Annotated in this window: 9 protein-coding genes; 8 read left to right on the top strand and 1 reads right to left on the bottom strand. The window is 74.7% G+C overall.

Annotated elements, in window-relative coordinates; genetic code table 11:
- Window positions 1–1,173, top strand: coding sequence for a flavodoxin-dependent (E)-4-hydroxy-3-methylbut-2-enyl-diphosphate synthase (gene ispG, locus OG799_RS20865; protein WP_406036840.1), 1,173 nt, complete (start codon window positions 1–3; stop codon window positions 1,171–1,173).
- A gap of 76 nt (window positions 1,174–1,249) precedes the next feature.
- Here the strand turns inward: ispG and OG799_RS20860 are convergent, their stop codons facing one another.
- A complete protein-coding gene (locus OG799_RS20860) occupies window positions 1,250–1,834 on the bottom strand; it encodes a PadR family transcriptional regulator (protein WP_406036839.1) in 585 nt (194 codons plus the stop codon).
- A 121-nt stretch (window positions 1,835–1,955) separates the two neighbouring features.
- Here OG799_RS20860 and OG799_RS20855 point away from each other — a divergent pair, with 121 nt between their 5' ends.
- The 7 genes from OG799_RS20855 to OG799_RS20825 all read left to right on the top strand — a co-directional run bounded on the left by OG799_RS20855 (window position 1,956) and on the right by OG799_RS20825 (window position 11,367).
- Complete coding sequence (locus tag OG799_RS20855) at window positions 1,956–3,182, top strand: MFS transporter (protein ID WP_406036838.1); 1,227 nt, start codon at window positions 1,956–1,958, stop codon at window positions 3,180–3,182.
- 55 nt (window positions 3,183–3,237) lie between these two features.
- Window positions 3,238–4,077, top strand: coding sequence for a GNAT family N-acetyltransferase (locus tag OG799_RS20850; protein ID WP_406036837.1), 840 nt, complete (start codon window positions 3,238–3,240; stop codon window positions 4,075–4,077).
- A gap of 117 nt (window positions 4,078–4,194) precedes the next feature.
- Entirely contained in the window at window positions 4,195–4,737 is a 543-nt protein-coding gene (locus OG799_RS20845; RefSeq protein ID WP_406036836.1) for an ATP-binding cassette domain-containing protein, read from the top strand.
- A gap of 36 nt (window positions 4,738–4,773) precedes the next feature.
- The gene (locus tag OG799_RS20840; RefSeq protein WP_406036835.1) at window positions 4,774–4,932 is read left to right on the top strand and encodes a hypothetical protein; all 159 of its coding nucleotides are present in this window, start codon (window positions 4,774–4,776) and stop codon (window positions 4,930–4,932) included.
- Complete coding sequence (locus OG799_RS20835; protein ID WP_406036834.1) at window positions 4,929–7,079, top strand: YhgE/Pip family protein; 2,151 nt, start codon at window positions 4,929–4,931, stop codon at window positions 7,077–7,079. Before OG799_RS20840 ends, OG799_RS20835 begins: the two co-directional genes overlap by 4 nt.
- A 71-nt stretch (window positions 7,080–7,150) precedes the next feature.
- The gene (locus OG799_RS20830; protein WP_406036833.1) at window positions 7,151–7,744 is read left to right on the top strand and encodes a TetR/AcrR family transcriptional regulator; all 594 of its coding nucleotides are present in this window, start codon (window positions 7,151–7,153) and stop codon (window positions 7,742–7,744) included.
- A 122-nt stretch (window positions 7,745–7,866) separates the two neighbouring features.
- Window positions 7,867–11,367 carry an ATP-binding cassette domain-containing protein gene (locus OG799_RS20825; RefSeq protein ID WP_406036832.1) on the top strand — a complete coding sequence of 1,167 codons (3,501 nt, stop codon included), beginning with the start codon at window positions 7,867–7,869 and terminating at the stop codon, window positions 11,365–11,367.
- Window positions 11,368–11,396: the final 29 nt, after the last annotated feature.

Here is an 11,396-nt window from a genome sequence, read left to right as displayed (position 1 = left end):
GTGACCGCTGTCAGTCTCGGTATGCCCCCCGTACCGCCGCCGCCGCTCGCCCCGCGTCGGGCCAGCCGCCAGATCATGGTCGGCTCGGTACCGGTCGGTGGGGGTGCGCCGGTCTCGGTGCAGTCCATGACCACCACCCTGACCGCCGACGTCAACGCCACGCTCCAGCAGATCGCCGAGCTGACCGCCTCGGGCTGTCAGATCGTCCGGGTGGCCGTGCCGTCGCAGGACGACGTGGAGGCGCTGCCGGCGATCGCGAAGAAGTCGCAGATCCCGGTGATCGCCGACATCCACTTCCAGCCGAAGTACGTCTTCGCGGCGATCGACGCGGGCTGCGCGGCGGTCCGGGTCAACCCGGGCAACATCCGCCAGTTCGACGACAAGGTGAAGGAGATCGCCAAGGCGGCCGGCGACGCGGGCGTGCCGATCCGGATCGGCGTCAACGCCGGCTCGCTGGACAAGCGACTGCTCGCCAAGTACGGCAAGGCCACCGCCGAGGCGCTGGTCGAGTCGGCGCTCTGGGAGTGCTCGCTCTTCGAGGAGCACGGCTTCCGGGACATCAAGATCTCGGTGAAGCACAACGACCCGGTGGTGATGATCCGGGCGTACCGCCAGCTCGCCGAGCAGTGCGACTACCCGCTGCACCTGGGCGTGACCGAGGCCGGCCCGGCGTTCCAGGGCACCATCAAGTCGGCGGTGGCCTTCGGCGCGCTGCTGGCCGAGGGGATCGGCGACACGATCCGGGTCTCGCTCTCCGCCCCGCCGGTCGAGGAGATCAAGGTCGGCAACCAGATCCTGGAGTCGCTGGGCCTGCGCGAGCGGGGCCTGGAGATCGTCTCCTGCCCGTCCTGTGGCCGCGCCCAGGTCGACGTCTACAAGCTGGCCGAGGAGGTCACCGCCGGCCTGGAGGGGCTGCCGGTGCCGCTGCGGGTCGCCGTGATGGGCTGCGTGGTGAACGGCCCGGGTGAGGCCCGCGAGGCCGACCTCGGCGTCGCCTCCGGCAACGGCAAGGGGCAGATCTTCGTCAAGGGCCAGGTCGTCAAAACCGTCCCGGAGGCGCAGATCGTCGAGACGCTGATCGAGGAGGCGCTGCGGATCGCCGACGAGATGGGCGCCGAGATCCCCGAGGAGCTCCGCGACATGGTCCCCGGCCCCCGGGTCACCGTGCACTGACGTCCCGACGCACCGTCGGAAAGGGCGGCCGTCCCCGTGGGGATGGCCGCCCTTTCCGCGTACGCGGGTGAGCTGCTCACTCGGATTCGGCGAGGATGGCGTAGAGCTTGCGCCGGGTCTCGTCGAGCACCTGGGCGGCCCGTTCGCGCTGGTCGTCGGTGCCGGTCATCATCACCTGGCGCAGCGCGTTCATCGCCTGTGCGCCGGCGTCCCGGATGTCGTGCCAACTGTTGACCGTGTTCTCGGCGAACTCCGCCCACGGTGGGGTCTGCGCCGCCTCGGTGGCCTCCGCGCGCCCCTGGTCGGTGAGGGTGAACCGCTTCCGCCCGCCGCCCGATCCGTCGGTGGCGACGATGACGCCCTCGTCCTCCAGCAGTTGGAGGGTGGGGTAGATCGAGCCGGGGCTGGGCCGCCAGGCCCCGCCGGTGCGGGAGTCGATCTCCTGGATCATCTCGTAGCCGTGCATCGGCCGCTCGGTGAGCAGGGCCAGCACGGCGCCCCGCACGTTGGGCCGCCGCCCCCGGCCGCGACCGCCCCGGCCGCCCCGCCCGCCGTGACCGTGCGGTCCCGGGGGGAACGGCGGGCCGGGCGGGAACGGGGGGAAGCCGAAGCCGCGCATCCGCGCCTCGTGCATCGCGTGCATCCGTCCGTGGAATCCCATCGGACTCTCCTTCGCTCGTAGTGTCGCTGATGCATCGACGATATATCGGCAATGCATCGGCGACAAGGCGAATGTGGGACGGGACAGAAAACCGTACGTACGTCTTGTTAGGCTGCCCGGCGTGCGCCTGCTTCCCGAACCGGGCCCGGCCCGGACCCTCGCCCTGTCCACCCTGGTCAACACCGTCGGCCGCGGCACCTGGCTGACCGTCAGCGCGCTCTTCCTGACCCGCTCGGTCGGTCTGACCGTGGCCCAGGTCGGCCTCGGCCTCACCATCACGGCGCTGGTCAGCCTGGTCGCCAGCACCCCGATGGGCTACCTCGCCGACCGGTACGGCCCGCGCGGCATCCAGCTCGCCGCGCTGCTCGCCTCCGCCGCCTGCACCGCCGCTCTGGTCGCCGTCCGGTCCTTCCCGACCTTCCTCGTCGTCGGGATGCTGATGGCGGTCGCCGACGCGGCCAGCCGGGGCGCCCGGGGCGCGCTCATCGCCGGAGCCGTCCCCGCCGACCAGCGGGTCCGCACCCGGGCGTACCTGCGTGCCGTCACCAACGTCGGGATCTCCGTCGGCGCGGTGACCGCCGGGGTCGGCATCGCCGCCGACACCCGGGCCGGGTACGTGGCGCTGATCCTGCTCAACTGCGTGACGTACCTGGTCGCGGCGGCGATCCTGCTCCGGCTGCCGGTGGTCCCACCCGTCCCGGCGCCCGCGCACGGCCCGCGGCTGATCGCCCTGCGGGACCGCCCGTTCCTGGCCTTCACCGTGCTCGACGGGCTGATGTCCGTGCACTTCGGGTTGCTCAACATCGCGCTGCCGCTCTGGATCGCCGAGCACACCACCGCCCCGCACTGGCTCATCTCCGCCTGCATGCTGGTCAACACGGTGATGGTGGTGCTCTTCCAGGTGCGCGCCTCGCGCGGCACCGAGGACCTGGCCGGCGCCGCCCGGGCCGCCCGCCGGGCCGGCGCGATCATCGCGGTCGCCTGCGCGCTCTTCGCCGCCAGCGGTGGAATGTCCACCCCGGTCGCCGTCGCGCTGCTGCTGGCCGGGGCGTTCGTGCACGTCATCGGCGAGCTGTGGCACGCGGCGGCGGGCTGGGGCATCTCCTTCGGCCTGGCCCCGGCCCACGCGCAGGGGCAGTACCAGGGCGCGTACGGGATGGGCATGCAGCTCGGCGGGATGGTCGCGCCGGTGGTGGTGACCACCCTGGCGGTCGGCTGGGGCGTGCCGGGCTGGCTGCTGCTGGGCGGAACGTTCCTGCTGCTCGGGCTGCTGGTGCCGCCCGTGGTGGGGTGGGCGCGACGGTCCCGTCCGGCCGAGCCGGCGGTCGCGCCGGTTCCGGTTGGCTGACCCGGTCATCAGGTCGGCCCGCGCGCCGCAGGCCCGATCTGGCAGGCTGGTAACCGTGCTGACGGTGCCGGTACGCCAACTGGGGGAGTCGGAGCGCCGCGCGGTCGAGCGGCTGCTCGACCTCGACCCGTTCGCCGGCGCGCAGGTGGCCGAGCGGGTGGCCGCCCGGGGGCTGGCCTGGTGGCGGGCCGAAGGCCGGATCCTCGGCTACGGCACCCGGCGCAACCTGGAGTCGATCTGCTGGCTGGGCGGCAACCTGACCCCGGTGCTCGCCAACGAGTCGGCGGTCGCCGCCTTCGCCGACCAGCTCGGCACCGAGGAGCGGATCTGCTCGTCGATCGTCGGGCGGGCGGATGCGGTGCTGGGCCTCTGGGACCGCCTCTCCGCGCACTGGGGGCCCGCCCGGGACGTACGCCCGAACCAGCCGCTGCTGGCCACGGACGCGCTGCCCAGGGTGGCGGCCGACCCGGAGGTGCGGCGGGTGCGCGGCGGCGAGGTCGACCGGCTCTTCCCGGCGGCGGTGGCGATGTACACCGAGGAGGTCGGGGTCTCGCCGCTGGCCGACGACGGCGGGCGCGGGTACCGGCGGCGGGTGGCCGACCTGGTCCGCGCGGGCCGCGCGTACGCCCGGTTCGTCGACGGCAAGGTGGTCTTCAAGGCCGAGCTGGCGGTGGTGACCCGACGGACCGCCCAGGTCCAGGGGGTCTGGGTGGCGCCGGAGTGGCGGGGCCGGGGGATCGCCACGGCGGCGATGGCGGCGGTGGTCCGGGACGCGCTGGTGCGGGTCGCGCCGACGGTCAGCCTCTACGTCAACGACTTCAACCTGCCCGCCCGCCGGGTCTACGAGCGCTGCGGCTTCCGGCCGGTCGGCACGCTCGCCACCGTGCTCTTCTGAGCCGCAACCAGCGCATGGCCGGGATCACGCTCCGCTGAATTGCACCGAACCGGACGTACGGCGTTATGCTGACCATGTTTTTGTACTGACTAGTCAGTGCAACAAGGTCGGAGAGCGATGAAGATCGTCGAGGCCAGCGGGCTGGGTCTGCGGACCCGCCGAGGCTGGGTGTACCGGGACGTCGACCTCACCGCGGAGGCCGGCGAGCTGCACGCGGTGACCGGGCCGCCCGGCAGCGGGCGCACCTCCCTGCTGCTCGCCCTGGCCGGCCGCTTCCCACACACCGAGGGGGAGCTGCGCCGCCGGGGACCGGCCGCGCTCGGCCAGGTCGCCGGGGTGCACGAGCCCGACCCGACGCTCACCGTCGCCGAGCACATCCAGGAGCGGCTGCTGCTGCTCGGGCCGGTGCCGCGCCGCCGGCGGCAACTCGTCCCGGTCGCCGCCGTCCGGGCCCGCCGGGCCTACCGGCGGGACGCCTTCGCCGCCGCCATCGCCGGCTTCACCGACACCCCGCTCGACCCCGACCGGTACGGCCGGGATCTCACCCCCGTCGAGCGGCAGGTGCTCGGCCTGGTGCTGGCCAGCCTGAGCGGCCCCCACCTGATCGTCGCCGACGACGTGGACGCCGGATCCGACGCCCCCGAACGGCAGTGGATCTAGGCCGCCCTGGCCCGCCTCGCCGACCAGGGATACGCCGTGATCGCCAGCGCCCGCGCCGTCGAGCCCGGCGCCACCGCGATCACCCACCGGATCGGCGACCCGACCCTGCCCGCCCGCACCGAGCTGACCCTGCCCCCGGCCGCCCTCGTCGCCCCCCGGGCGGCCCACGACCAGACCCCCGAGGTGACCGCATGAGCGTCGTCCGACTCGCGCTGTTCGAGCTGCGCCGGATGACCCGGGGCCGGCTGCCGCGCGCCGCGCTCGCCGTCCTCACCGTCATCCCGCTGCTCTACGGCGCCCTCTACCTCTACGCGTTCTGGGACCCGTACGGGAACCTGGACCGCATCCCCGTCGCCCTGGTCAACGCCGACCGGCCGGCGAAGGCCAGCGACGGCACCGAGGTGCACGCCGGGCGGGACCTCACCGACGAGCTCATCGACCGCAAGGTCTTCGGCTGGACCGTCACCGACTCCGACGACGCCACCGCCGGTCTGCGCAGCGGCCGCTACCACCTGGTCTTCTCCATCCCGGCGGACTTCTCCGCGACCCTGGCGGCCGGCCCCGAGCCGGACCAGCCGGCCCGCCGGGGCGAGCTGAAGGTGGTCAACGACGACGCCACCAACTACCTGTCCGGGCTGCTCGCCCGCTCCGCGTTCAGCGAGATCCGGGCCGCCGCCGCGCAGAGCACCGCCGCCTCGTACTTCGACAGGATGCTGATCGGGTTCACCGACGCCAAGGCGGAGACCGGCCGGGCCGCCGACGGAGCTGGGAAGATCCACGACGGGCTCGGCGCCTCGGAGGAAGGGGCCGGGAAGATCGCCGGTGGGCTGGACACCGCCGAGGACGGCGCCGGGCAGCTCGCCGGCGGGCTCGACACGTCCGTGCGGGGCGCCGACAAGCTGGCCGCCGGGCTCGATCAGCTCTACACCGGCGCGGCGCAGATCGCCGACAGCACCAACCGCGCGGCCACCGAGACCCGCGCCGCCGCCGCCCGGGTGGACGCCGCCGCCGACAGGTACGAGCCGCTGCTGCGGAAGAACGCCCAGGACATCCAGCGGGCCGCCACCGCAGTCGCCGAGGGCGCGCAGGCGCTCGCCGACGGCATCGACGCGCTGCCGGCCAGAGCGGACGCGGTGGTGACCCAGGCGGAGCAGGTCCGCGACCGGTTGGACGCGCTGGTCGAGGCCCACCCCGAGCTGGCCGACGACCCGAACCTCGTCGCCGCCCGGCAGGCCGCCGACAAGGCCGTCACCGCCGCCGGGGCGGTCGTCGCCACCCTCGACAGGACCGACCTGGCCGGGCTGAAGAAGCAGATGACCGAGGTCGCCGCGACCGCCCGCGAGGTCGCCGCCGCCGCGCCGCACCTCGCCGACGACGTCGCCTCGGCCCGCGCCAAGGTCGACCAGCTCGCCAGCGGACTCACCACCCTCGCCGACGGCAGCGCCAGGCTGCGCGACGGGCTGGGCGGCGCCGCGAACGGCGCGGACCAGCTCCGCGGTGGGCTGTACCGGCTCGCCACCGGCGCCCGCCAGCTCGACGGCGGGCTGGCCCAGCTCAGCAGCGGCAGCGACCGGCTCGCCGACGGGCTGACCAAGCTGGAGGGCGGCGCCGGCGACCTCGCCGACGGGTTGGCCGCCGGGGAGGAGAAGCTGCCCGGGTACCACGACGCGGACAGCCGCGCCGACATCCTCGGCGATCCGGTCGGCCTGATCCGGAACTCGCACCACCCGGCCGGCTCGTACGGCGTGGGCTTCGCGCCGTACTTCCTCGCCCTGGCGCTCTGGGTCGGCGCGATGATCACGTACATGCTGCTGCGGCCGGTCAATCGGCGGCACGTGATGTCCGGCGCGTCCGGCTGGCGGGTCGCGCTCGCCGGCTGGCTGCCCGCCGCGGCCATCGGGCTGGCCCAGGTCGGGGTGCTCTTCACCGTGGTCACCCTGGTGCTCGGCCTCGACCCGGTCCACGGGGCGGCCACCCTCGGCCTGCTGGCGCTGACCTCGCTCGCCTTCACCGCGATCATGCAGCTGCTCGGCGCGGCGCTCGGCCCGGCCGGCCGACTCGCCGCGCTGGCCCTGCTGATGCTTCAGCTCACCTCCGCCGGAGGCACCTACCCGGTGCAGACCTCACCCGGCTTCTTCCAGGCCGTCCACCCCTGGCTGCCGATGACCTACGTGGTGGCCGGGCTCCGGCACACCGTCAACGGCGGGCCCGCCGGACCGGTGGTCACCGGCGCGCTCGTGCTCGCCGCGTTCGGGGTGGGCGCCCTGGTGCTCACCGTCGGCGCGACGCGCCGCTCCCGCCGGCTCACCCCGGCCAAGCTGCACCCCGAACTGGCCATGTGAGAATGCTGATGGGCCGGACGGCGGTGACGCGGGGCTCCGGCCCGGGCCGGGGTTGTCCACGGGGAGGGCGCGTGACGGACGGACGGTCGCGGCGGCGGGAGGACACCCGCCAGCGCCTCTTCGTGGCGGCGGTGGAGCTCATCGCCGAGCAGGGCTTCTCGGCGACCACCGTCGACGACATCGCGGCCCGCGCCGGCGTGGCGAAGGGGACCGTCTACTACAACTTCGAGTCCAAGACGGTGCTCTTCGAGGAGCTGCTCCGGCACGGCATCGGGCTGCTCACCGCCGACTTCCGGGCCGCCGTCGCCGGCCTGCCGCCGCGCGAGGCGCTCGCCGCCCTGGTCCGCGCCGAGCTGGAGTACATCCGCCGGTACCGGGCCTTCGCCCAGCTGCTGCTCTCCGAGATGTGGCGGACCAACCGGGAGTGGCAGCAGACCCTGCGGCTGCTGCGCGACGAGGCCATCGAGGTGATCGCCGAGACCGTCCGGGCCGGCGTGGCCAGCGGTGACCTCCCCGCCGATCTCGACGTCCGGACGGCCAGCTCGGCGCTGTTCGGCGTCGGGCTGGTGGTGGCCGTGGACTGGCTGGTCTTCCAGCCGGAGCGGCCGATCTCCGACGTGGAGGAGGCGCTACTCGGCATCGTCCGCCGGGTCGCCCAGACCTGAGCGCGGGCGGCGGCCGGTGGTCGCCGTCACGGAGCGGGGCGCGGTAAATGCGTTGAGCGGTCGCGGCCGGACGACGAGGCTGTGGTCACCGCCCCGCCCACCCGAGTCCGGAGGACCGTCCCATGCGCCTGCTCCGTGATCTCCGGGCCACCGCACCGCGCCGGATGGCGGTCGTCGTCCTGCTGATCCTGCTCGGCGCCGGCGGCCAGGCCGCCGCCTCCGCGCTCGCCGGGCCGGTGCTGGTGCACCGCTCGGCCGGCTGGTTCGCCGCGCTGGCCGTGGCGCTCGTCGCCGCCGTGCTCACCGACCTCGCCGTCGGGCTGCTGATGGCCGGGCTGACCGCCGACTGGTCCGCCGACGTCCGCCGCCGGCTGTGCCGGGTGGCGCTCGGGCAGGACCTGCCCACCCTGGAGACCACCCCCGTCGGCGAGTTGCTCGACCGGATCGACAACGACGTCTACCAGGTCGCCGCCGAGATGCGGAACACCGGCGTCCGGCTCGTCCAGGGGCTCGCCGTCTGCCTGCTCGCCACCGCCAGCGCGCTGATCGTCTGGTGGCCGGCGGGCGTCGGGATGGTCGTGCTGACCGCCCTGCTCGCCGTGCTGCTGCGCCGCCCCACCGCCCGGATCGCCCCGGCCCGGATGGCCGAGGAGGAGGCCTGGTCCGACCTCGCCGCGGTGATGGAGGAGGCCGTCCACGGCCAGGACGACGTCCGGACCAGCCTCGCCCGGCCGTACGTGCTGCGCCTCTACGCCCGGCGCGCCGCTGAGGTGATCTCCCGCGGCGGCCGGGTGTTCCGGCTCTCCGCCCGGGTCACCGCCCTCGCCGCCGGTGCCGTCCGGGTCGGCATCGCCGCCGTGGTGCTCGGCGGCGCCTGGGCGCTCGCCTCCGGCCGGATCGACGGCGCCCGGCTCACCGCCATCTGGCTGCTCGCCCTCGCCTTCGGCGCGACCGTCGAGCACATCGCCCGCTGGGTGCCGCACCTGCAGCAGGCGCTCGGCGCCTGGGCCCGGGTGCAACTGCTCGCCGGATCCCGGCAGGAACCGGCCGGTGGCGCCGCCCCGGCCGACGGCGACCTGACCGTGCGCGGGCTCACCTTCCGCTACCCGTCTGGCGGGGACGACCGGGGGCCGGCGCTGCGCGACATCCGGCTCGCCTTCGCCCGCGGCCGGTCGTACGCCCTGGTCGGGCGGACCGGGTCGGGCAAGTCCACGCTGGCCAAGGTGCTCACCCGGGCGGTGGACGTGCCGCGCGGCACCGTCTTCCTCGGCGACACCGACCTGGTCGACCTCGACGTCGAGGCGCTGCGCCGGTGGATCGCGGTGGTGCCCCAGCGCACCGAGATCCTGGCCGGCACCCTCGCCGAGAACGTCGCCCTCTTCGACCCCGACCTGCTCGACGACGCCACCCGGGCGCTGGCGGAGCTGGGGCTGACCGGCTGGATCGCCGAACTCCCCGACGGCGTGGACACGAAGCTCGGCGAGGGCGGGCACGTGCTCTCCGCCGGGCAGGAGCAGCTGGTGGCGTTCGCCCGGATCCTGGTCCGCGACCCGCACGTGGTGATCCTCGACGAGGCCACCGCCCGGCTGGACCCGGTCACCGAGACCCGGGTACGGCAGGCCACCGAACGGCTGCTCGCCGACCGGATCGGCATCGTCATCGCGCACCGGCTCTCCTCGGTGCGCCGCTGCGACGAGGTGGTGGTGATGGCCGACGGCGCGGTGCTGGAGGCCGGCCCGCTGCGCGAGTCGGAACGCTTCGCCGAGCTGCTGGCGACCAGCCACGCCAGCGCGTACGCCTCGGCCGGCGCCGGGCGCGGCGGGGTGGACCTGCTGCCCGGGCCCGACGAGCCGTGGGACGACGGCGAGCCGGCATCCGCGCCGGTCGGGGCCGCCCGGCCGGCCCCGGCGGTCGTACCGAAGAGCGACCCGCCGCCGCTGCCCCCGGCGCCGCCCGCGCGGACCATGCGGGAGATCCTGCGGCTGGGCACCAACGACCCGCGGTACGGCTTGCTCTCCGTCTGCCTGTTCGTGGTGATGACCCTGCTCGGCCTGGACGGCTCGGTGCTGCCGTGGCTCTGGGCCGATGTGGTCGGCGGCGGCGACCCGTGGCTGCCGGCGCTGGGCATCGCCGCCGCGCTGCTGGTCGTCCTGCCGCTGCCCTACCTGACCAACCTGTGGTTCCCGCAGTGGTGGATCCGGCAGCTGCTGCGGATCAGCCTGCGGCTGGTGCACGGGCAGACCGGGGCGCGGCGGGTCAGCGGGCACACTCCGGCCGAGGTGGTCGCCCAGGGCGGCGACACCGACCGGGTGGTGCAGCTCGCCGACAACCTGATGGACCAGTTCATCTCGGTGGCCATCGTGGTGACCATGACCGTGGTGACCGGCAGCGTCGTGCCGGCGCTCTTCTTCGTCGGGACGATGCTGGTCTCCGGGCTGGCGGCGACGCTGTTCGGGCCGCGGCTGGAACGCACCGCCGGGGGCACCGTGAAGGCCCGGGCGGCGTTCGCGACCGCCCTGGTCTCCTCGCTCTCCGCCGCCCGTACGGTGAAACTCGCCGGCGCCACCCGCCCGGTGCTCGACCACCTGGCGACGCTGGACACCGTCCGCAGCGACCGGCAGCGCCGGGAGATCTCCATGCAGGTGTGGGCGAGGTCCACCCCGTCACTGGTCAGCGGCCTGCTGCCGATCGGCGCGTGGGCGCTGTACCTGGCCGGGGAGCTCTCCGCCGGCGCCACGCTGGTGGCGGTCTCCACCCTCGGGGCGGCCCGCTGGTTCGCGTGGACCACCGCGTCGCTGGTCTCGCACTACCCGTCGGCGCGGGTGTGGACCCGGCGAACCGTGGCGATGTCCGGGATCGGGGAGTACTCGGCGGCGGTGCCGGGAGTGGACCTGGCCGCCGGCACCGCGCCCGCGCCCGAACCGCCGCCGCGGCACCCGCTGCGCCGGCTCGACCTCACCGGCTTCGGGGCGCTGCACTCCGACGGCACCCTGGCCGTCCGGGAGGTCGACCTGACCGTCGAACGGGGGCAGCTGGTGCTCGTCGTCGGGCCGGTCGGCGCCGGCAAGTCCTCGCTGCTGCGGGCCCTCGCCGGCATCGTGCACCACACCGGCACGCTGCGCTGGAACGGGGATCCGGTCACCGAACCGGAGCTGTTCCTGCGCCCCGGCCAGGTCGGGTACGTCAGTCAGCTGCCCCGGGTGCTCTCCGGCACGGTCGCCGACAACATCGTCCTCGGGCACGAGGTGGACGCCGCCGACGCGGTGTCCACGGCGCAACTGGAGCACGACCTGGCCGCGGCCGGCGGCGGGCTGGGGCTGCTGATCGGGCACAAGGGCACCCGGCTCTCCGGCGGACAGCTTCAGCGGCTGGCGCTGGCCCGGGCGCTCGCGCCGCGTACCGAGCTGCTGATCGCCGACGACGTGTCCTCCGCGCTGGACGTCACCACCGAGCTGGCGCTCTGGGCGGCGCTGCGCAACCGCGGCGTGACCGTGCTCGGCTCGACCTCCAAGCGGGCCGCCCTGGTCCGCGCCGACCACGTCGTGGTCCTGATCGACGGCAAGGTCGCCGCCCAGGGCCCCTGGCGGAACCTGGAACCCCACTGGTCCCACCTGGCCGGCTGACCCGCATCGTCGATCATGTGGTTGGCAGG

Source organism: Micromonospora sp. NBC_00898 (genome assembly GCF_045207895.1).
In the GTDB taxonomy this organism is placed as follows: domain Bacteria; phylum Actinomycetota; class Actinomycetes; order Mycobacteriales; family Micromonosporaceae; genus Micromonospora.
The sequence above is the reverse complement of the archived record's forward strand: the minus strand, read 5'-3'. Positions and strand labels throughout refer to the sequence as shown.

Bases quoted from the DNA above. Each gene is read 5' to 3' on its own strand.
- OG799_RS20860 (WP_406036839.1), bottom strand. From the start codon at position 1,834: ATGGGATTCCACGGACGGATGCACGCGATGCACGAGGCGCGGATGCGC.
- OG799_RS20845 (WP_406036836.1), top strand. From the start codon at position 4,195: ATGAAGATCGTCGAGGCCAGCGGGCTGGGTCTGCGGACCCGCCGAGGC.
- OG799_RS20835 (WP_406036834.1), top strand. From the start codon at position 4,929: ATGAGCGTCGTCCGACTCGCGCTGTTCGAGCTGCGCCGGATGACCCGG.
- OG799_RS20825 (WP_406036832.1), top strand. From the start codon at position 7,867: ATGCGCCTGCTCCGTGATCTCCGGGCCACCGCACCGCGCCGGATGGCG.